The sequence below is a fragment of the Runella sp. SP2 genome, from assembly GCF_003711225.1.
Taxonomy (GTDB): Bacteria; Bacteroidota; Bacteroidia; order Cytophagales; family Spirosomataceae; genus Runella.
This window is the reverse complement of the sequence record NZ_CP031030.1, coordinates 1033787-1055631: the sequence shown is the minus strand read 5'-3', so window position 1 is coordinate 1055631 and position 21845 is coordinate 1033787. Positions and strand designations below refer to the sequence as shown.

The following is a 21845-nucleotide window of genomic DNA, read 5'->3' as shown; positions in this document are numbered from 1 at the left end:
CCGACGTACATGTGTGAGCAACCCGACGCACTATTTTCCTTTTGTCTCGTTCACTCCCGTCACGGCCGCTTTTAATTGCTCCAATTCCGCTCGAAACGACTTAAATTCATTCTTATAAATTGTGTTTTCGGATTCGAGTTGTTCAATACGTTTCAGCAATGCCTGCGTTGCCGAAATGTTTAGCGTACTCAGCGCTTCGTAGTCCACCGAACGAAAATCCGATACCTCTCGGCCATACACAAACACCGAAGTTACGGCCAAGAGCGATGTACCGTTATTTTTTATTTTAAACCCTTTTTCATTCACTGCCTCCACCTCGAAGACCTCCTGCTTTTCTCCAAAAATGAGTTTTACTTTTTCTCCAACCGTAAGCTGATGATTAGACAATTCGACAAAGTTGTTTTGGATGTTGGCTAACCGATAAATGTCAGGAATGACATCGGTAGTTTTACTAACCGCCTGTGGGTAAACTGTTTCTACCTGTTGAGCAATCACTTTTTTGTGATGGCCGTTCCCTTTTTCGATTTTGTCTTTGAACTGGTAATCCGTAATTTCGATTTTTGAAAGGGTTTCAAGGTCCTGAACATTGTTTGACTTGCCTTTGATGTCTTTGATACGCGCGTCGGAAAAGGCATTAAATTCAACAGCAGCCACACGGTCAGAGGCATAGATGGAGTAATTGGCAGTGTAATTGGTAACTGTTCCTGTCTGATTACTTCCGTTGAGATAAGCGTACGACAGTGTATTGCTGGCATTTCCATTCACAACCAATTTGGCCTGGGTTGGAGTGGTTGTTCCTATTCCCAATTTACCATTGACTGATAGTTCATTAGAAGAAAAATCACCGTAAACCAAAGGAGTAGATGTATTCGAATTATCAATGTAAAGCTTGTTATTACCCGTTTCGTTCTTTCCCGCTCCGTAACCGATAAAAATATTACCCGACCCCGTCGCATTTTGTCCTGCAAAGACCCCCACAGCAGTATTGTTCGAGCTTGTTGTTGTTTGGTTTAACGATTGAGAACCAATGGCTATATTGTAAATTCCTGACACATTATTTTCTAGCGCAAGACTACCTAGTGCTACATTTCCGATGCCAGTAGTGGTTTTATTCCCCGAAAAATAGCCCACATAGGTATTGAGGTTATTGGTCAAATCATCATTTTCGCCCGCAGCGTAACCCAAAAATGTAGAACCTCCCGTGCTATAAACCGCCATTTGAGCTCCTTTTATTGCAAAACGTTCTTTACCGTTCGTTGAAAAGTGGATAACATCTTCATTGGCAGCTTTTTCAACTTCAATTTTGGTATTGCCGTCAGCATCTTGCAAGATGGTGGTCAAATGGCTAGGATCTGCCCACGACGCATTTCCGCTGGCGTCCGATTTTAGGACATAATTGTTGGTTGCTCCCGTAGTCAGTTGCAACTGGCTAGCTTTCGCTTTCCCGTTTATATCCAATTTTGTCGAAGGGGTATTTGTTCCGATGCCCACATTGGTACCATTATCAAAAATTTGGGTATTGGCTAAGGTAGAACCGTTCCATTTGGGCAAGAAATTGCTAGTCAAACTTCCAATTTTAGGGTCGGATTCTGTAAAATTTGGCGACACCCAACTTGCATTTCCGCTCGCATCCGATTGGAGAATGTAGCCGTTTTGAGCACCATCACTCAATTGAATACTTTTTGCTTTTGCGTTTCCATTCACATCCAACTTTGCAGTAGGTGAAGATGTACCAACCCCAACATTCCCTGAATACGGGTTTAAAATCAAATCGCTATTTGTAATCAAAGAATTTCCAGCACGCCCCTGAATTTCGTTTCCACGCTCTCCAAGCAACAACCCTTTGTTATTTGCGGGAATGGCTTTGTCAATGTTGGCAATCACCACGGGCTTATTTCCTGCGGTATTGATGTAAGTTATTGCATTTAAATTGGTTGTATAGCTCTCGCCAACCGAAAAAGGAGCTTTAGGGTCTGAATTTAAAATACCTACATTTCCGTAAACGTCGCTATAAATTCCTCCTTTGACCAATTGGGTTCCATTCCAAGTAGGAACAAAATAAGTCAACTGATTTCCCACTTTCGGGTCGGCTTCGTTGAAGCTAATCGGCAAACTCGATGGGTCTATCCAAACCGCATTTCCGCTCGCGTCCGACTGCAAAATGTAACCATCCGTCGCGCCGTTGGTCAACTGAAAATCCGTTGATTTTATTTTGCCCTCTACGTCCAATTTACTGTTGGGAGTAGTTGTTCCAATACCGACATTTCCATCGTATGCATTCAAAATCAAATCGCCATTTGTGGCCAAACTATTACCTGAACGGCCTTGAATTTCGTTTCCCTGCTCTCCTATCATTATACCTTTATTATTGTCAGGAGTTGCGTTATCAACACTGGCAATGACTACTGGTTTGTTCTCGGAAGTGTTAAAATAAGTGATAGCGTCTAAGTTGGTGATGTAGCTTTTTCCCACCGACAAGGGTGCTCTAGGATCATCGTTTAAAATTCCTATTTTTCCTTGACGATTATCAAAAATCCCCCCTTTTACCAATTTTGTTCCATCCCAAGTTGGCACATAATCCATTGATTGGCTTCCTACTTTCGGGTCAGTTTCCGTAAAAGTTATTCCTAACGACGTTGGGTTTTTCCAAACCGCATTTCCGTTGGCGTCCGACTGCAAAATGTAACCGTTCGTCGCGCCATTGGTGAGTTGGAAGTTTGTCGTTTTGGTCGTACCTGCGACTTCCAATTTATTCGTCGGTGATGCTACTCCAATTCCAATATTGCCATTGTCAACCATCGTGCCGTCGGTCAACTTCGTGCCGTTCCATTTGGGTAAAGCATTGGCAGTCAACGCCCCTACTTTTGGGTCAGTTTCGGAAAAAGTAATCGGCAGGCTCGAAGGGTCTTTCCAAAGTGCATTTCCGTTGGCGTCCGACTGCAAAATGTAACCGTTCGTCGCGCCGTTAGTCAATTGGAAGTTCGTCGTTTTGGTCGTACCTGCTACTTCCAATTTATTCGTCGGCGACGTTACCCCAATTCCAATATTGCCATTGTCAACCATCGTTCCGTCGGTCAACTTCGTACCGTTCCATTTGGGTAAAGCATTCGTACTTAAAGCCCCTACTTTGGGGTCGGTTTCGTTAAAACTAATTGGTAAGCTCGAAGGGTCTTTCCAAAGTGCATTTCCGTTGGCGTCCGATTGCAAAATGTAACCGTTCGTCGCTCCGTTGGTCAATTGTAAATTCGTCGTTTTGGTCGTGCCTGCTACTTCCAATTTATTCGTCGGTGATGCTACTCCAATTCCAATATTGCCATTGTCAACCATCGTGCCGTCGGTCAACTTCGTGCCGTTCCATTTGGGTAACACATTGTTGGTCAACGTTCCCACTTTTGGGTCGGTTTCGTTAAAACTAATTGGCAGACTCGATGGGTCTTTCCAAAGTGCATTTCCGCTAGCATCTGATTGCAAAATGTAACCGTTGGTCGCGCCGTTGGTCAACTGTAAATTCGTCGTTTTCGTTGTACCAGCTACTTCCAACTTATTCGTCGGCGACGTTACCCCAATTCCAATATTGCCATTGTCCACCATCGTTCCGTCGGTGAGCTTATTACCGTTCCATTTTGGCAAAGTATTCCTGCTTAATGACCCTACCTTGGGGTCGCTCTCAGAAAAGCTAATTGGCAAACTAGCAGGGCTTTTCCAGCTTGCATTTCCGTTGGCATCCGACTGCAAAATATATCCGTTAATCGCACCATTGGTCAATTGGAAGTTCGTCGTTTTCGTCGTACCTGATGTTTCTATGGAAGCCGTTTTCAACGTTGAAGCAATTTCTACTTCTGTCGCTTTCAATTTTCCATTCACCTCTAGCTTCGAGCTAGGCGCTTCCGTTCCAATCCCCACGTTCACATTTTGATTCGGAAACATGGCCCCGTTGGCAACCGTCCAATAGTTAAAACCTGCCGCCGCTGGGTTTACCCAGGTTCCGTTCCCTCCCGCATCCGATTGCAGAATAAACCCTGATGTATTGGTGCCATTGTGCAACTGAAAACCATTCATTTTTATTTTTCCAGCCACTTCTAACTTTTCACGAGGCGAACTGGTTCCGATTCCAACTTTATCCTCCTGAATGTACAACATGTTATGAAACGCATTTTTTTCAATGATAAACGGGCGCGTTTGAAAAGTAGAGTCCACGATTTCAAATCGGTCTTGGGAGGTGCTTATGGCCCAATTTCGGCTGTAGTTGGCAAAATTGATTTGTGAATTTGTCGCCAAGTTTGTTCCCAATTGAAAACGTGGTTTGGACAATTGCAACAACAGCTGTTCGCGACCTACTTTCAACCCTCGATCGAGGCCATCGGGCGACAAAAAGTAATCGCCCACATTGATATTTTGGGTAGCAGTATGGTTACCCAAATTATCCGCCGACGGTTTGACCGTTATCAATTCTTTCCAATCTCCTCCCACGCCTGTGTGGTACCAAATCGACTTCGTATTGGTATCGAAAACCAATTGCCCCATCGTAACGGGCATTGTGATACGTTCGTTGGAGGTCATGCTTGGCAACCACACCCCATTAGGCGTAAAAGTAACCGACTGACTATAAACAGTTTTACTTCCAATAAGTAAAGACAAAACCAATGCAATCGCCAGCGCATAAACACGGCGTAAAATAACCTGTGAGTTCATAACAATGTGTAGTAAAGAGGTGGTGGAACAAAAATAAAGGCGTGGAATTTGTTATAAAGTAAGCGTAGGGCGACTATGCCAAGGGTTAAATAATCCATTCGGGTCGCGTTGGGCGCGTACTTCGTCGAGGCGTTTTAGATTATCCGACGCCACAAAAGGAGCCATACGCTGGTGAAGCCCTTCATCGGCCAACTGAATCCCCGTTGACAAGTGATTGGCTTTCTCCATCCATCCTTTGGCCCAACTGCCGTAGTTCGGGATGTCTTTTGCGTCTTTCCAAGTACCGTACAAGGCAATATAAATGTTATCTTCCAACGAATACGCCATGTCTTGGAGGCGCTTTGGCGGGTACCAGTTAAGCCAAAGCATGTGCGAAGGTGCAGGTGGCAAGGTTTCAACCATACCTTTCAAATAAGGCATAAGCTCATTGATGGAGGCTTTGGTCCACATATTGTCCACTCCCCAGTGGTGGTCGTCGGGGTAATGTGTCATCACAAAACGATACATCGACGACATATTCGCTTTCAAATAAGGCGTTTTGAAAAATGCTTTTTGCTTAATGGGACTATTTAACATAAATGCCTTGGCCTCTTCGAGTTCGTCTTTGGTATCCGCAAAAATGGGCGCAACGGCTTCAATGCCTGGCCCCAAAAATTTCAAGACTTTGCGGCTCGTGAGTAACTGAAATTCGACGGCATCAGGCACGCTTGGCCCTACTTCGTGCGCCCATCGAAATACCTCTTCAAGGTGCTGAATATCAAAAACGTGGGTTATAGAACCACAATAAGCAGGCTTCTTAAAAAGCCGTAAATGAAACGCCACCACCACGCCAAAAAATCCACCGCCCGAGCCCCGCGCCGCCCAATAAATATCCGAATTGTGGTGTTCGTTGGCATGAATGTAATCGCCATTGGCCGTCACCACATCAATTCCAATGACATTTTCACAGGCCATACCCAATTTTCGACCGTTCCATCCAAAGCCTCCTTGAAGCAGATAACCGCCTACGCATACGCCTTTGCAGTGCCCCGCAGGAAAAAACAAGTCTTGGTCAAACAAGGCAGTAAGCAACGTACTTCCTCCTACCCCTGGCCCAACTTTGGCCGTCATCGCCTCACGGTTTACCTCATACGTATCAAATTTTCGCATGTTAATCAACACGCTGTTGTTCCGAACGTGGTTGGCCGACCAGCTGTGTCCTCCCGAACAAATACTGATGTGTTTTCCTTCTTTCCGAGCATAATGAATGGTGTCAATAATGTCGTCGATGGTTTTAGGGGTTACCATCATATCGGGACGGCGGCCTGGCTCCCATTGATTAAAGAGAGTATCCATAATAGCCCTATCAAAGCCTCTGTCTCCTTGTTGGATAATATCTCCTGAAATAGCAATTGGTTTCATGTTAAAATGGTTTTAAAGGGTTGGATTCGTGAAATTCGTGGTATAAATCGGGTAAGATTTTGGCCAAATGATTCATTTCTTCGGAGCAATGCTGCAACAAGTCTTTCGCCTGACGCTCAGGCAGATGAGCAATTTTTGGCAAAACTGATGATACAAGCTGAACCAGCTTATTGTCGCCCCTCAACTGAATGTGTTTTCCGCCCATCCAGAACCGTGAGCGCATTTCGGCACCAACGGCAGTTTTACGGACTTGATGTACCAACCACCCAAAATCAACGGGCAAATGAGGATACCCTAAACGGGCGCAGATATAGACTACTTCATCTTTGTTGGCAATCTGTTCTTCCGAAAACCCCAACGACGTAGGTTCTACAAACTGAATAGCCGCTTTTTCGAGAGAAGTTCCGATGTACTCTTCAATGATGGACGTGCGGCCAATGTACGCTTCATCGTCCCGACCATCTTCCCAGCGAGCAGATTTGTGGGCAGCAGGGTGCCATAATTTATAGCGATTATCTTGGCAACCGTGCCAACCAAACCACCAGTCCCACATGGGGGGCGTTACGTGCAGCATGGGAGTCAGCACGGCTACGTGTAGTCCCCCATCAGGCAGCATAAAGTACCCATTTTCAACCGAATCGTAGCCTTTGTTTGCCAATTTGGTCACCTCCTCAAAAGCCAACGCCTCCGACGACGGCAAGGCATGTTCCAATGCCGCAGCTACATTGGCAGGAATTGAGGCAATCACATCGTTAAAAAACTTAGCAAAGGGGTGCTCGAAATCGTCCGTTCGGTACCCCATGTAGGTGGCGTGGGTTGTCATATCAAATTGTTTTATACATTTTAGTTCAACAAAATTGTTTATATAAATCGCAAAAAATAAGGCGAGACGCCTTTTTCAATTTAAAATCCTTCAAAACGCACTTAAATACCCTGATTACCAAGGGCATGCCACACAAAGCTTTTGATTTGTACCCTACGCTCCTCCAAAAAAGCAGCCATGGCTTCGTCACTCCGTTTTTCTTTGGCTTTGATGTAATTATGCGCCAAGTAAGCCATTGAACATAAGCCATATATATGGAGCATTAGGTGTTCGCCCGTTATATCCGACTGTACCGTTCCTTGCTGTTTTGCCTCCTCCAGCAACCGATCCAGCACCTTGGGAAGTTCATCTGATTGTCCCATCGCCATGAAATACGCAATTTCGGGCGATTCATTAAAAATATTAACCACAAAAGTCGGCAAACCAGGTTTTAACGCACAAACATCGCACAACAAATCAATCAAACCGTTGACCATTTCTTTCAGGTCGCGAGGCTGGGTCAAAACCCCTTGGGCGTGTGCGAGGACAACCCCTACTGACCGCTTGAGCACTTCCTGAAACAGTTCTTCTTTGGAATTGAAATAGTAGTGCATCATCGTCCGACTGATACCCGCTTCTTCCGCAATGAGCGAGGTTCGCGCCCCTTTGAATCCGTTGGCGTGAAACACTTTCTCGGCGGCAGCTAAAATACGCTCTTTGGTATCGTGGTCGATTTTTGGCATTTACCTTTTCTTTTTTTTCTCGACAAAATTGTTTATAAAAATATTTACTTCCAATTTTTTTTCCAAAAAATATTTTTTCACTCCGTGCAGCAGGTTGCTCACAACCTGCTTTCTCGTGCAGAGGGTTGCTCATAACCCGACCTCCCAGTGTCAAGGGTTGCTCACAACACGCCTTTCACATGCCAAAGGTTTCCCTAAAATTCAATTCGCCAGTTTAGAATTGGTACTAAGCCCACCAATCCCTTTTCAACATTGCTTTTAACATTACAAATGCGCCAGCACTTCTTTCAATGAAGTAAACTCCTTGAAATTAGCATGTTCGACGCGATGATCGATTTGTTCAAAAGCCCAAGTCGTATGAAACGGCACGTGAAATCCGTGCCCACCCATGGTCAATACTGGCAACACATCGGATTTGAGCGAATTACCAATCATGACAAATTCTTCGGGAGCAATATCAAGGTGTTTGATAAGTTTACGGTAATCGACTTCGCGCTTTTCACTCATGATTTCGATATGGTGGAAATAATGCTCCAAGCCCGATTTTTTCAATTTTCGTTCTTGGTCTAACAAGTCCCCTTTGGTGGCCACCACCAACCGATACCGCCCCGAAAGCGAATGTAAAACATGTTCGACGTCGTCCAGAAGTTCAATCGGTTTTTCGAGCATTTCTTTACCAAGTGCAATGATTCTCTCAATGACATCCAAACTGATGGTTTTCTCCGACACCGACAACGCCATCTCTATCATGCTCAAGATAAAGCTCTTAACTCCATACCCGTACAACGGCAGGTTATGAATTTGCATTCGATACAACTCTTGAGAAATCGTGTGGTGGGGTAAATAATCCTCCAATAAGGCACAGAGTTTCCTTTCTGTTTCATAAAAAAAAGGCTCATTTACCCACAATGTATCATCCGCGTCGAACGCAACAACTTTTATGTTCATTTACGTATTTTTTGCAAAAATACACAACTTAGATATTCCACCAATACGTCAGTTTGAGCACCAACGCTCGGTTTTTAATCATCAAATTTTCGGGCAAATAATTGTCGGTATAGACGATAAACAAGTCGGACGCAGGTTGGTAGCGCCATTGCAAACGCGTGTTTAGGTTGACATTATCTGCTTGATTGTTGTATTGCACAAAAGTCGTCCAAAAAAGATTGTTGCGGAATGTCACATCCACCCGTGGCCCTACCAGCAACAGTTCAACAGGCTTTTGCAAATAGGGTACTTTGATAATGTTGTAATCCACCGAAAACTTGGTCGCTACGTAGGGCTGAAAACGATAGCCCAGCGTGGTTCTTAAATTGAGGCGCGTTCCGTCGGCATAAAAGCCACCATAGCGCGTGGCAAACGAATACGTAAATCGGTTTCGAGGGCTTGACGTAAACTCTGTTCCAAAAGAATTCCAATAATGCTTAGTCCCTGTGGCCAATCTTTCACGGCCAGTATTAGTTGGGTCAAAAGGGGCCAGAAGTTGAACGTAATTTGTTGCTACCCAAGCTGTTCCAATGGCACGGCTTCTAAAATTAAAATTGTAAGCCATGTAGGTTTCATTATCCGTCAGATTGCCTGATTTATTCCAAAATAAAGTGGACTGAACCAAGGGGCCATGACTAATCAATAAAGGGGAGTTTACAAAAAATAAATACCCCACGTTAGGAGCCATCATTTGGTACCCACGGCGGGCAGCATTAGGGACGTAACCTACTTCCGCGTTGTAATTTTCGCCCACAAATTCATAACGCCATTGCCAAAAAAAATTGGCTTTGTTATAGTTCAAAATACTCGCAATAGCAACGTCATTACCCGAAACGTTTGGACTGAATGATTTCAAAACGGTGGCTTTCCCCGTCCAGATGTTATTGGCCGAGGCTAAGTTAAACTCGGCTCCTACGTTTCGATTAAACGCCGATGCGCCTTTGTGAACACTTTCATCAAGATTTAGCGACTGTTTATTCACCATCAGCAAGCCTACGTTCGAGCGAGCAAACACCTTTCGTTGCAAGGCCACCACCGCGAAGTTTTGGGCGGGCGTTGCACCATCCTCTTTGGTTTGCGTGTCTAATACGCCAATTCGCCAATTTTTATCCAATTTTCCGCTCAAACGTGCTCCAAACAACAACGGCACACCAAGTCCAATCCGACGGGAAAAGAAAGGCCGTAACGTAGCAAAACCGAAGTTGGCGAACAAATCCGCATTTTCAAGGAAAAACTGACGACGTTCGGGGAAAAATAACTCAAAACGATCGAGGTTGGTTTGCTGCACGTCCACTTCCACTTGAGAGAAATCAGGATTCACAGTTAAGTCTAAGTTGAGCGATGAATTGAGGGCAATTTTAGCATCACCACCGATGTTTGGCTTAAAGTCAGCTGGTGTTTTTGCTAATTGATTTTTAGAAATACTCGTCAAGGCGTAAGGAATCAATGAGATATTTTTTCCAGCAGGTGGCAAAGGCTTATCCCACACCAATACCCCAGCATATCCTAAATTGGCCGATTGAAACTGACGCGGAACGGGCGCCCACGCCGATTTTTCGTTGGTCGCCAAGTCCAAACGGCTGCCATTAATACCCCAACGTAAATTATCGGGGCGGTAGCGAATAGTTTTAAACGGAATAGCCGCTTCCCAGACGTAGCGATCTTCATAATTGCGCGTTACACAATGCCATTTATTGTCCCAGTTAAGGTTTATCATCGTTCCATCAGCCTCTTGCCCGTCCCAAATCGCCCCTGCGGCACTTGCCCCAAACGAATAGCCATTCGTGAGGTCTTCAAATGTATCTAGCACCACAAAAAAGTTATCGTTGAGGCCAAAATTAAAGTCCCGTTTTAACGATTCAACCACAAAAGAGCCTTTTATCGCCTTGTAACAAACCGCAATGATGTATAAATTATGTTGGTCGTAGCAGAGGCGCATTTCAGTTTTGTTGCGCGCCAGGCTTGTGTCCATGGGGGTCACCATGTGAAAATCTTTCGCCAGTTCAGTCTGTTGCCAAGCGGCGTCATTTTCTAAGCCGTCAATTTTAATAGCTCCATTGGCTTCAAAAATGTGGTATTGAAATTTTTCGTTTTTCTTTTGAGCAAACGTAAGAAGAGAAGTGCAACAAAGCAGTAAGCACAAAAACCGATACATGGTCTGAAGTTTGGATAGATAGGTTGAAATCAATGAAAAAGCGTGCGGCTCAATGGAGACCATCAAGCCGCACAAATAATAAACTAAAATGCCGAGTTTTTTTACTCGTCTTATTGATACGCTTCTGCCACTTGGCGTTGCGTTCCAAGTCCCTCGATGCCTAATTCGACTACATCGCCCGCTTTGAGGTATCTTGGCGGCTTAAAGCCCAGCCCTACCCCAAACGGCGTTCCTGTTGAGATAACATCGCCAGGAAGCAAAGTCATAAATTGACTTAGGTAACTTACCAACGTTGGGATCTTAAACACCATGTCATCGGTATTTGAATCTTGCAGCATCTCATCATTCACTTTCAACCAAAGGCGAAGAGTATGAGGATCAGCGATTTCATCTTTGGTTGCCATGAAAGGCCCAAGCGGGGCAAAAGTATCATTACTTTTCCCTTTTACCCATTGACCGCTGCGTTCCAACTGAAACTCACGCTCTGAGTAATCGTTGTGTAAGATATAACCCGCTACATAATCCATCGCATTGGCTTCATCCACGTAGCTAGCTTTTTTACCAATCACGAAAGCCAACTCTACTTCCCAGTCTGTTTTGACAGAATTACGGGGAATGATTACGTTATCGTTTGGTCCGCACAAAGCGGAAGTGGATTTAAAGAAAATAACGGGTTCTTTTGGCACATCCATCCCCGACTCTGCTGCGTGTTTGGCATAGTTCAAGCCGATGCAAACAATTTTTGAAGGGCGCGCGATGGCCGAACCGAGGCGAACATCCTCCGAAACCTCAGGGCAAGTATCTGCGTGAATGGTGAGCCAATCAGCCAAGCGAGAAAGGCCATCGGTGGCAAAAAATGCCTCGTTAAAATCTTCGCCAAACGCTGCTACGTTTACTTTACGGCCATCCGACAAAATAACTCCCGGTTGCTCTTGTTCAAATGCGCCAAAACGAAATAGTTTCATTATGGAAGTGGAAATAAATGAGTGATGATTGATTAACTTTCAATACTACGAATTTATAAGCATTTCGTACCAAGAATCTAACCAGAAATCAGAGTCGCAAAAAAAAGTTAAAAATATTTTCAACTTTAACTCACTCACTGTCTGTCATTTAAAAAATATTTTAAAAATATTTTCACATCAGCACTTGCGTCGTATTGTCAAACCACGTACTTTTGCACCACGATTTCAGAACAACGCAGACAACGAAACAAAAAAAGTTGAAAGCAGTAATGAAAAAGTAGGATTCCGTAGCTCAGTTGGTAGAGCAATACACTTTTAATGTATGGGTCCTGGGTTCGAGTCCCAGCGGGATCACAAAAGCAAAATCTTGTTGACAACCTGCCTCAAAAGGGCGGGTTTTTTGCTTGTATATCAGCTTCTTCCCCTCTCACTCTTCAAGGATTAGTTTGGATCAAGTTCAAAATTTGTGGAGTGCGTTGGATTTTTTTAAGTTTGTGCTTTTAATCAATCGTACTTGCTTTGGAGAGTTTCCTACCTATCGTTCAGTTTCTGTTACCTGAGTTCCTTCTTGAAAACTTTATTTTGCTTTCCGTTGACAAGCAAGAAGATTGCTTTCAGGTGCATCTGGAAGAAAAGAACGCTTCTACTGCTCACCCTGATCGGGCGAATCTGTTATCCAAAGGTTTCTTTCCCTCGATTACAGTTCAGGATTTTCCCATTCGCGGCCATAAGGTATTTCTACACATTAAGCGTCGCAGGTGGCTAAACACCAAGACCCAAAAGGTTGTCTACAGAGATTGGACAGAAGTAGAAAAAGGAACGCGGATGACGAGTGAGTTCGCGTTTTTTTTAAAGGGAATCACTCAATAATAACCCCAATAGCGTCTATTCAATTGGGAAATTTTATGGTGTTAAGGGCAAAGGTTTGCTACGCCATTACCATGATTATCAGAGTGGTTTTAAAAATTGGAACCAAAGAAGTCATGCCAAGAACTGGCTTTTATACCCTCAAAATTTGGGTAGCCACTTATCAATTGATGAGACAAGCCTATCGCATGGAGAGCTTTATACGATTTTGACCAATAAGGCCGCCAAGGGAGGAAAAGGCAGTATTGTAGCTGTTGTGGCAGGAACAAAAGCTGAAAAAGTCATTGAAGTTCTTCGTAAAATCCCTGAAAGTCAGCGCAAAAAAGTAAAAGAGATAACGTTGGATATGGCGGGTAATATGGAACTGATTGCCAAACGGTGCTTTCCTAAAGCGACCAGAGTCACTGACCGCTTTCATGTTCAAAAACTGGCCGCAGAGGCTCTTCAGGAAATGCGGGTCAAACACAGGTGGGATGCATTGGATGCCGAAAATGAAGCTATAGAGCACGCTAAATCAACTTCGACTGACTATCAACCGGAACTATTATCCAATGGTGACACAATTAAACAGCTATTAGCTCGCAGCCGGTATGTGCTCTACAAAAAGCAGAAAGATTGGACAGAGAATCAAAAACAAAGGGCAATATTACTCTTTGAGCGCTATGCTGACTTGAAAAAAGCTTATGAATTAACCATGTCTTTGAGTCATATTTTTGAGCATACCAATGATAAACTGTATGGATTGGCACGACTCGCCAAATGGCACGAGAAAGTACGTCAGTCTGGATTTAAAGCCTTTAATACGGTGGCGCGCTCCATCCAAAACCACTATGAGACGATTCTTAATTACTTTGATAATAGAAGTACTAATGCTTCTGCCGAATCCTTCAACGCTAAAATCAAAGCGTTCAGAAGTCAATTCAGAGGGGTAAGAAACATAGAATTCTTCCTGTATCGGCTAACTCAGTTATATGCTTAATCCAAGTTGCTCCACAAATTTTGAAATTGAGCCATTAGTTTCTCGGGCGCACACCTGGTGGCACACCTCCAGCCCGCGGGCGCACACCCTCCTCCAAACCGTTTAATAAGTTTTGGGATAAAAAATATGTCCCATAATTCTTTTTTAGGTTGGTTTGCCGCCCCAAACTTAAATTTTAATCCAATAATGAAAAAAAAGAATGGAAATCCTGTTCTACAGGCACCAAACGAAGGGGCAGAAAAAAAAGCAAACCTGCACCATCTACCATCGTATTACCATAAATGGTGAACGAGCAGACCTTTATTCTACCCATATCGACTGTAATTATCCCGATTGGGATACAGGTAGGCAACGCGTCATGTCGAGCGACGATCATTCGATGTATAAAAATGCGAAGCTATCAGAGATAGAAACCAGGCTTGTAGAGTTGTACACAATGCTCACTTTGCGTCGAAATCCCTTTACAGCGCACCAAATCAAGGAGCTCTATATGTCTAATACAAGTGAGCTCACGTTCATGGACACCTTCAGGAAATGGATAAAAACGATGCGCGATGCTGGAGCTCCTAAAAAACAAACCATTGATCGTTATGAAGACGTGGGCGACAACGTGCTCAAATTTCTAATTACTCGTAAGAAGCAAAATGAGCTATTAGAAAACTTCGACGTTGACTTGCTCAAGCAGTTCAAAAGTTACCTAATAAAGCAGCACTACGCCGATGCCACTATCAGAAAAAGTCAGTCAGTCATAAAGGATATGCTTACCTGGGCAAAATCTGAGAAGTTGCTTACGTCAAACCCGCTGGACGGGCATCGTATCAAACACGAGAAAACGAAGCCCCACGTTTTTCTTAGTGTGGCTCAATTTGAGCTACTACGCTCCCATCACTTTTCAAACGATAAGCTCCAACAAACTGCCGACATTTTTATTTTGTATTGCCGCACGGGGTTTCATGATCAAGACCTCAAAAATATGGCTGCCCAGGGTGAAACAGTCATATATAAGGTAGCAGGATACGACTTCATAAAATGGTCTAGGATTAAAACTGAGGAAATGGCCAAGGTACCCGCATCGGCCTGGCCTGAGATTAACCAAATTATTGCTAAGTACGGAGGTTGGCACAAGCTACCCTTCATATCAGGCCAAAAGATGAACGATTACTTGAAGTTGATGGCCATGGAGCTAAACGTCGAAATAAGTAAAATGCCCCTAAGCTATCGACAACAAATCAACCTTGAGCCAGTCAGTCTCAAGCTTTCAGTGAAAGCAGGCAGAAAAACCCTGGCTGATTGGTTACTCAACGAGTTAAACTGGAGCCGCTCAGCGGTAAAGGTAGTACTGGGCCTCAAGAGTGATCGTAGCTTAGATTCCTATGTACGAGAAGATGAGCGACGTGTCGCCCACGAATTGCGCAAGCTGCAACAAGCTTAATATTCATACCCTACTTTGAAAAATTATTTAAACTTATTCTAAATTATAAATATTTATATGCAAATACTTGTATCATATATGTATATGCCTATATATTTGCATTGTCAATTAGATGATTGACCCGCTTGGCAGAGCGGTTTGTAAACCTAAAACATAACAAAACAATGCAAGCTATTATCACTACTCCCGCTTATGACTTATCTAAAATTTTCACAAATGCGTGGGAACTTGTAAAAGAACAAGGAAAAAAATTTGCTGATGCTTTAAAAAGCGCTTGGGATGACGCTAAAGCTGCTGTAAAAAAACTCTCAATAGACTTATCAAAGCTTGGCGAGCTAACTGTAACTGAGCTTAAAGAAATTCAAGCTGCTGTTGAAGCTACCATTTCAATTAAAGAATCCGACAACAGTCCAGAAAAAAAATACGCACACAAAATTCAGACTATCAAAACAAGCAACAGCATTAAAACAATCTCACCTTACAATGAGGAATTTGTAAAGAAAGCACGTGGGCTACGTGGGACTTTTATCAATGGGGAATGGGTTTTTGATTTATCTGTCGAAGACCATGTAATAAAAGCGATGATAGCATGTTACAGCGTTTCAGGACTTCATCCATACGAAGTATGTACTCTTACTGTAAAAGAGTACAACGAAGAAGTTTGGCATTCAGGAGTTGAATTATTTGGTCGTCCTATCGCAAAAGCATGGGGAAGAGACTCTGGCGCCAAGGCCCAAGACGATATCTTTCTTCTTGATGGCCGCTTTACCAGCGGTGGCTCAGTTAAAAACTGGCGGACTTGTGTAAAAAATGCAACGTTTGAGATTCATAATTACCCAGTTGCTGGTTTAGAACGAGCTGACGTTCTTGAAGCTATTCAAGAAGGGTGGGTCGAAGTTAAATATTAAAAGAAGCGTCCCGTTCACTGGCAGGCGAACGGGACAAAAAATTAGTGTAAACCTTAATTCACAACTAACATGCAAAAGTATTGTATTCTCGACACAGAAACAACTGGCACTTCCGAATCATCAGAGCTATTGTCGATTGCTATTATTAATCAAAATGGCAAAACGCTTCTTGATACCTACGTAACCCCTACGAAGGAAAAGGAATGGCCTAATGCTACTAAAATCAATGGAATAACACCTAAGTTCATTTTCGAAGGTAATTTCCCCACCCTAGAAACTCTAAATCCAAGCATTGTCACAGTACTGAAACAATACAAAAATGTTGTTATGTATGGTGCAGATTATGACTCTCGGTTTATTGAATCAGCCCTGTCAATCGCTAAGCCAAAAGTGCATTGTTGTATGGCTCGTTTTTCTCAATACATGGGTATTTGGGATGAAACAAGGGGAATTTGGAAACGTCACAAATTAACTTATGCTGCTGAGTTGGTGGGGCACGACTGGACAGGAAGCCCACATGGGGCACTATCAGACGCCCAGGCTACTTTAAGTGTGTGGAATTATTTAGAAAGTACTGGAGCCGCTATCGTATTATGATCAAATGGTTTTTTAATCGTCATCGGCTCTCTACTTTCATTCGTGAAAGAATACCACTTATTGAGACCGGTCAAATTCTTACTAAACAAGGAAGCAGATTTACATACTCTGGTATTCACCGACTTAAAGATGCTTTGTTTCACTTGGAGGCTTTTGAAAAAGCCTCCAAAAAAATCTACGTTCACGAAATGAACGATGCATGGTTTCAAAACTTTTTATCTTTCCTATCCCAACGAAACATTAAGAGAAATACCGTCCACGGTACCATTAATCAGATTAAGACTAACCTTCGCAGAGCTTGCAGAACCTACAAAATACCCTACATGGTGGAAGAATTCACCTATAGTCCAGAGGTAACAACCCAAGTTTACAATACCATTGCTGAATTAAAAGCTTTGGCAGCGTTAAAACTAAAGGGCGTACAAAGAGATACTCGCGATGCTTATGTAATACAGTCCTTTACGGGTCTAAGAAGGAGCGATTTAGTCATGCTATTACAAGACATTAATCAGTACACAGTTGAGCAAGATGGGAAAAAGTACTTTAGGATTAGAACCCAGAAGACGGACAAGGTAGTCGTAATTCCAATTGCCAATACAGTTATGGAAATTTTAGAATCAAGAGATTGGAAAATTAAAACTTACAGCATTCAAAGCTACAATAAGAACATTAAAAAAATCGCCAAAAAAGCGGGGTTAGCCCAAAACATCGAGGTGTTCTTTACAAGAAATGCAAAGAAGATTAGAGAAATACACCCTAAATATGCACTCATGAGCAGTCACACTGCTCGTCGTTCATTTGCCACAAATGCTTTTTTAGCAGGAATACCTACGTTAAAAATAAGACAGATCACAGGGCATTCTACAGAGGCTATTTTCTTAGTCTATATTAGGGCTGATGGGATGGACTCAGCATCAACAATTGTCAACGACCCATTTTTTCTTACGTAGGTATATACTAAGTTTGTAGCTACAAATACCTACATGTATGGAAAAAGACATTCAAAGAAAGTACAAAACTCTAAAAGCCAAACACGAACTTACTGATGCAGACATTGCATCGTGGTTCGGTTATACTTCGCCCGTTGCATTCACTACTTCAAGCGCAAAAAAAAGGATTACAAAGGGGCTTGTTGCCTTCTATGAAAAAGTGACTAAGGAAGAACTATAATTCCTTAGTCTCTTTTATTTCCTATATTGAGTCAAAATTCAACGTAGGAACTTTATGGAACAAAATCTCACCCATTGCCCCAACTGTAACACAAAGCTCAACTCAGCACTTTTTAACCCAATCTATATTCTAGGGGAAAACCAAACTCGCTTAATAAATTTATTTCGTCAAGCTAATGCCAGTGCTTATTGTAGCAAATGCGGCAAAGACTTATACGAAAAAGTCCTGTATGAATACAAGGATGAAAAAATTAAACTCCAAAAGTCAATTGAAGAATTATTCGGCTGTATTCCTGTAATCACATTACAGTCACCCAGTAATTGGGAATACGAAGTAGTTGATATGGTTACTGGCCAATCAACCACTGGTACAGGGGTATTTTCTGAGTTTTCATCTTCTTTTAATGATTTGCTTGGAACGCAGTCAGGAAGTTACAACCGAAAGCTTCGTTTTGGGGAAAATTTGTGTAAAGCTCAACTTCGCAAACAAGCCTTAAGTTTAGGAGCGGATGCCGTAATTGGTACTGACATTGATTACTCAGAAGTTGGTGGAGAAAAAGGAATGCTTATGGTTTGTATGGCTGGTACTGCCGTACGCCTCAAAAATATAAGCATCCTTGGAAGTGAACAATCAAGAGAACTTGAACACCTTAAAAAGATGTATGACCGATTACGAGTCCTAAACTCATGTAAACTTGATTAATTTTGCGTGAGACCAAAAGCTAATTTATGATGAATACACCCAAACCAGCTTTTGGTCTCATACTCAAACCCTATTCCATCATGATAACAAATAGGACTGCTCTCAATTCCAGTTATTTCAACAGAAGGATAAGTATCTTCTTCAGTTGTGTCGAGACTCCTTTTGCCACTTAAAAAATGGCAGTTACCCATATCTTTTTGGTAGTTACTATCTTGTATTCTTTCCCAAAACCTACAAGTATTACACCGCTTTTCCTCCATTATGCACTGGTATCTTTTCGGATAAAGTTAAGCCGTTCTTGCGTCTTTTCAAAAGTCGAAAAGTTGAAATCAATTTTCTTATCGCTTTTGCTGTCAATTCTCGACAGGAGCTCTATCACTTGCAATAGAAGGCCATCGCTGAGCATTTGCCCGCCGCTTCCAGTAGCTATTCCCCTGGGAGCGGCGGCGGCATCGCCTGCCGATGAGTAGTAACGTGGCCGAACACTCTCTATCATCCCTACCATGTCGGCAACGACAGGATCCTGCAGCATTTTCCAAGGGACGATATACTCACGGCGGTTGCCTTCCCCTGCCACAAATGCGCTTTGGGTAAACAGCGTAGGTCTATCCACGTAGCCCTGAGCTGCACCGTTATTCACGGTGAGCGGGGCCGCTCCTCCTGCCTCGCGTCCTGCAAAAACGGGCACGGTCTGAGCTGCAATCGTAGCGATGCCCGCCGCTGCCGTCATTTTTGTAGCGGCGATTTGGGCGGTAGTGGTGGCTATTCCCGCCCAACCCACGGGGCTCACACCTCCAGTGGCGGCGATTTGGGCCGAATAACTTGCGATTGCCAACTTATAACTGGCCAATTCTAGCTGTGCTTTGGTGATAATTTCGGCAATGGCCATCCCTTTTTGCACGAGAAATAATGCCTTCCAGATACCCGATTGCTGTTTGGCCATGCCCATCAGCGCGGCTATACCTTCCTGCATCATCTGGCTTTTGGCCTGATTCAAATCAAACTCGGCTTTGTGTTGCTCCTTGGCGAGCTCAGCTATATCCTTCCGTACTTGCTCTTCAGCTTTCTTTTGCTCCTTTAGGATTTCAACTTTTTTGTCGGCAGCATCCTTTGTTATTTCAATTTGCTTTTGTGCAATCTGTCGATCAAGCTCTATTGTTTCTTCACCGTACAGCTCCGTAAACATTTTAATTGTGGTGAGCTCCTCAATCTCCTTTTCACGCTTCTGTTTCAGAAACTCTTCATCGGTAATTAGCCCTTTTGCTGCTTTTTGTTCCAGGCTTAAATAGAAGGTGTCGTACTCTACCCCAACATCTTTTAGGAGATTGGCTAGGTTCTTCTTCCGCTCTTCGGCCACCTTTTCGTCCAAATCGGCGTAGGCATCAATCTCCCCCTGTACTGTTTCGTACCAATCACCAAAACTTATTCCTTTTTCAACAGGTTTTTTGGACTTCTTGCTTTTCGAGCTTCCACTTTCATCAGCGCCCAAGGGTGATACCACAGAGCCTGCGGAGCTGCTACCCCCACCACTTTTTTTCGTAGGAGTTGGCCCGTTTCGCATGGCTCGTTTCTCTTCAGCTGTCATGTACTTATTCTCTTGGGATAGGCCATACAGTCGATTTCTAAGCTCAATTTCACGCTTGTTCGCGTCTGCAATTTGATCGTCAATCTTCCTGGCATCTTCCGAATTGATTTCCGTCGTTGTTGTAGATCCTATCCCAGCTCCTGGCATAAAATTCACACTCGTAATTTTGCCCGCTTTTCGTTTGGCAATCAGGTTTTGTCGCTCTACCCTGACTTGGTCAAGCTCTTTTTCGCTCGACTTAATAGCTTCCTTATTGTAGAATTTCAATAGCTCTTTTTGGACTACAATCGCCTTACGCGCCTTCTCTGTATTTACGTCGAGCACGTTTCCGTACTTGTCAAACTCCGTGGCTGCTTCAGGCACGATCTCAGCAATTTTTTTAATGTTTTCTCGTAGCTCAATCTGCATTTCATCAGTCAGCTTGGTTTCTCCCCCAAGCTGCTTGGCCATGTTCTTTAACTGCTCTTGTCGGTTTAGCAGTGGTACCAGTTCTTTTTCCAAACTTCCGACGGTCGATTTCTGCGCTTCAAACTTAGCAGTAGTCTCCTTGGCAATATCGCGAAGGCCCAACATCGATGTAAGCATTTTAACGCTGTTCTCGACAAAACTCTGAGCTGCATCGCTATACAAGAGCGAGTTCCACCACTCTGAAAGTTGCTTGAGTCCAAGCGCTAATGAGTGGTTACGCTTCTGAAACTCTGCCATAATACTATCGGTATTTTGGAGAGCCGTACCCGCCTTCCCGATTTTTTCGGTAAGCATATCCGAATTGGTAGCGAGCTTAGAAAGTACCTCACTGGCACCACTGCCCGTGAGCTTGCTGGCTTCGAGCACGCGCGCAAACTCGATCTGATTTGGCACTACCTTTTGCAAGCCTTCCAGGTATTTCATGAAGGCACCGAAAATATCCTTTTGGATAAGATTCTTATAATCGTTTAGTGGTATTCCTGCCACCTTCGCAAAGGTTTCAGTTTCGGTCAACATTCGTTGGAAAATATCCACTGTAGCGGTCGATCCACGCTCTGCAGTTACGTTCAGTTCTTCCAAGGTCGCCGATAGTCCTAACACCTGCGCTTCTGTTACCTTGAGCGGGATAAGCACCCCACCCATTCGGCTCGCAAAATCGGCCATACCCGCGCCCGTAGCCGCGCCATCAGCTTCCAACACGTTGAGCGCGTTGCCAATGTGCAGCATATCTTCCTTAATGTTGTCGCTCTTTATATTCTGAAAGATATTACGCAGCTTCAGTACTGCGCCCGCAGTGGCTTCCGCACTTCCAAACTGATCGCCCAAGGCAACGTTCACCTTGTCGGCTCCATCCACAAAACCCTCGATTTGCGTTTTCGCTACGCCAAATTGCCCGCCTACACCCGCCATTTCTCGAAGCTCTTTTGTTGGGGTTCGAGTATCCATTTTTTTGAGTGACCCGTTTAGCTTGTTTACCTCGCGGTCGGTCATGTCGGTTTTCTTGGCCACGTCTGCCAGCTCATCTTTCAGCTTTAAGCTATGAGCGGTGACTTGTGGCAAGTAGCTGAGCATTTGTTGGAAAACAAAGGTCATGGCATTGCCACCTACCACCCCAGTGGCCACGGTCGCAAATTCCTGCTTAAACTTTTGCCAGGCAGTTCTAATGTCCCCAATCTCCTTTTTCTGCTTCTGATATTCAGCGGTAATTTGCTGTTTCTGCTTTATGAGGTCATCACGTTTGGGGTCGTTGGCCTTCATTTTTCTAAGCTCCGTATTCACGTAACTTAGCGCTCCCCCTAATTCCTTTACACTGGTTTCCGCACCTTTTCCATCGACTACCAGTTGGATAATCGACTTTGTGGTTTCTGTACTTTTCTTTGCCATGGCTGTTAT

The 21845-nt window shown here is 43.7% G+C and carries 15 protein-coding genes and 1 tRNA gene; 8 read left to right on the top strand and 8 right to left on the bottom strand.

All coding sequences use genetic code 11. The features are described 5' to 3' along the window. Positions 1–30: 30 nt before the first annotated feature. The 7 genes from DTQ70_RS04440 to DTQ70_RS04410 form a co-directional block, all read right to left on the bottom strand. Positions 31–4692, bottom strand: coding sequence for a tail fiber domain-containing protein (locus DTQ70_RS04440; RefSeq protein WP_122929698.1), 4662 nt, complete (start codon positions 4690–4692; stop codon positions 31–33). 51 nt (positions 4693–4743) lie between these two features. Then, on the bottom strand, positions 4744–6093 hold the full coding sequence (locus DTQ70_RS04435; protein ID WP_122929697.1) for an FAD-binding oxidoreductase: 1350 nt from the start codon (positions 6091–6093) through the stop codon (positions 4744–4746). A gap of 1 nt (position 6094) precedes the next feature. Further along, positions 6095–6916, bottom strand: a complete 822-nt coding sequence (locus tag DTQ70_RS04430) for a DAPG hydrolase family protein (protein WP_122929696.1) — start codon at positions 6914–6916, stop codon at positions 6095–6097. 101 nt (positions 6917–7017) lie between these two features. Next, positions 7018–7638 carry a TetR/AcrR family transcriptional regulator gene (locus DTQ70_RS04425; protein WP_122929695.1) on the bottom strand — a complete coding sequence of 207 codons (621 nt, stop codon included), beginning with the start codon at positions 7636–7638 and terminating at the stop codon, positions 7018–7020. A 264-nt stretch (positions 7639–7902) separates the two neighbouring features. Continuing rightward, positions 7903–8586, bottom strand: coding sequence for an HAD family hydrolase (locus DTQ70_RS04420; RefSeq protein WP_122929694.1), 684 nt, complete (start codon positions 8584–8586; stop codon positions 7903–7905). A gap of 28 nt (positions 8587–8614) precedes the next feature. Next, on the bottom strand, positions 8615–10780 hold the full coding sequence (locus DTQ70_RS04415) for a DUF5916 domain-containing protein (protein ID WP_122934260.1): 2166 nt from the start codon (positions 10778–10780) through the stop codon (positions 8615–8617). A gap of 110 nt (positions 10781–10890) precedes the next feature. Beyond that, on the bottom strand, positions 10891–11745 hold the full coding sequence (locus tag DTQ70_RS04410; protein ID WP_122929693.1) for a fumarylacetoacetate hydrolase family protein: 855 nt from the start codon (positions 11743–11745) through the stop codon (positions 10891–10893). A 281-nt stretch (positions 11746–12026) separates the two neighbouring features. Here DTQ70_RS04410 and DTQ70_RS04405 point away from each other — a divergent pair. From DTQ70_RS04405 to DTQ70_RS04365, 8 genes are all read left to right on the top strand, one after another. Next, positions 12027–12099 (top strand) — tRNA-Lys (locus DTQ70_RS04405). Positions 12100–12670: 571 nt separating this feature from the next. Continuing rightward, entirely contained in the window at positions 12671–13591 is a 921-nt protein-coding gene (locus DTQ70_RS04395) for a transposase (protein WP_229600055.1), read from the top strand. A 199-nt stretch (positions 13592–13790) separates the two neighbouring features. Continuing rightward, entirely contained in the window at positions 13791–15023 is a 1233-nt protein-coding gene (locus tag DTQ70_RS04390; protein WP_122929692.1) for a phage integrase SAM-like domain-containing protein, read from the top strand. A 164-nt stretch (positions 15024–15187) separates the two neighbouring features. Continuing rightward, the gene (locus DTQ70_RS04385) at positions 15188–15931 is read left to right on the top strand and encodes a hypothetical protein (RefSeq protein ID WP_122929691.1); all 744 of its coding nucleotides are present in this window, start codon (positions 15188–15190) and stop codon (positions 15929–15931) included. Positions 15932–16000: 69 nt separating this feature from the next. Further along, on the top strand, positions 16001–16528 hold the full coding sequence (locus tag DTQ70_RS04380; RefSeq protein WP_122929690.1) for a 3'-5' exonuclease: 528 nt from the start codon (positions 16001–16003) through the stop codon (positions 16526–16528). Beyond that, positions 16486–17478: a phage integrase SAM-like domain-containing protein gene (locus tag DTQ70_RS04375; RefSeq protein ID WP_164489868.1), complete on the top strand. Its 993-nt coding sequence runs from the start codon at positions 16486–16488 to the stop codon at positions 17476–17478. The genes DTQ70_RS04380 and DTQ70_RS04375 overlap by 43 nt, the downstream gene beginning before the upstream one ends. A gap of 37 nt (positions 17479–17515) precedes the next feature. Further along, positions 17516–17698 (top strand): hypothetical protein, encoded by a 183-nt coding sequence (locus tag DTQ70_RS04370; protein ID WP_122929688.1) that lies wholly within the window; start codon positions 17516–17518, stop codon positions 17696–17698. Positions 17699–17752: 54 nt separating this feature from the next. Further along, entirely contained in the window at positions 17753–18400 is a 648-nt protein-coding gene (locus DTQ70_RS04365; protein WP_122929687.1) for a heavy metal-binding domain-containing protein, read from the top strand. Between the two features lie 259 nt (positions 18401–18659). On the opposite strand, the gene DTQ70_RS04355 is transcribed toward DTQ70_RS04365, so the two are convergent. Continuing rightward, positions 18660–21836 carry a phage tail tape measure protein gene (locus DTQ70_RS04355; protein ID WP_122929685.1) on the bottom strand — a complete coding sequence of 1059 codons (3177 nt, stop codon included), beginning with the start codon at positions 21834–21836 and terminating at the stop codon, positions 18660–18662. Between the last annotated feature and the right edge of the window lie 9 nt (positions 21837–21845).

What these genes read in the sequence shown, in the direction of transcription:
- DTQ70_RS04420 (WP_122929694.1), bottom strand. Translation starts at nt 8,586, where the DNA reads ATGAACATAAAAGTTGTTGCGTTCGACGCGGATGATACATTGTGGGTA.
- DTQ70_RS04425 (WP_122929695.1), bottom strand. Translation starts at nt 7,638, where the DNA reads ATGCCAAAAATCGACCACGATACCAAAGAGCGTATTTTAGCTGCCGCC.
- DTQ70_RS04430 (WP_122929696.1), bottom strand. Translation starts at nt 6,916, where the DNA reads ATGACAACCCACGCCACCTACATGGGGTACCGAACGGACGATTTCGAG.
- DTQ70_RS04390 (WP_122929692.1), top strand. Translation starts at nt 13,791, where the DNA reads ATGGAAATCCTGTTCTACAGGCACCAAACGAAGGGGCAGAAAAAAAAG.
- DTQ70_RS04440 (WP_122929698.1), bottom strand. Translation starts at nt 4,692, where the DNA reads ATGAACTCACAGGTTATTTTACGCCGTGTTTATGCGCTGGCGATTGCA.
- DTQ70_RS04415 (WP_122934260.1), bottom strand. Translation starts at nt 10,780, where the DNA reads ATGTATCGGTTTTTGTGCTTACTGCTTTGTTGCACTTCTCTTCTTACG.
- DTQ70_RS04380 (WP_122929690.1), top strand. Translation starts at nt 16,001, where the DNA reads ATGCAAAAGTATTGTATTCTCGACACAGAAACAACTGGCACTTCCGAA.
- DTQ70_RS04355 (WP_122929685.1), bottom strand. Translation starts at nt 21,836, where the DNA reads ATGGCAAAGAAAAGTACAGAAACCACAAAGTCGATTATCCAACTGGTA.
- DTQ70_RS04435 (WP_122929697.1), bottom strand. Translation starts at nt 6,093, where the DNA reads ATGAAACCAATTGCTATTTCAGGAGATATTATCCAACAAGGAGACAGA.
- DTQ70_RS04410 (WP_122929693.1), bottom strand. Translation starts at nt 11,745, where the DNA reads ATGAAACTATTTCGTTTTGGCGCATTTGAACAAGAGCAACCGGGAGTT.
- DTQ70_RS04365 (WP_122929687.1), top strand. Translation starts at nt 17,753, where the DNA reads ATGGAACAAAATCTCACCCATTGCCCCAACTGTAACACAAAGCTCAAC.
- DTQ70_RS04370 (WP_122929688.1), top strand. Translation starts at nt 17,516, where the DNA reads ATGGAAAAAGACATTCAAAGAAAGTACAAAACTCTAAAAGCCAAACAC.
- DTQ70_RS04385 (WP_122929691.1), top strand. Translation starts at nt 15,188, where the DNA reads ATGCAAGCTATTATCACTACTCCCGCTTATGACTTATCTAAAATTTTC.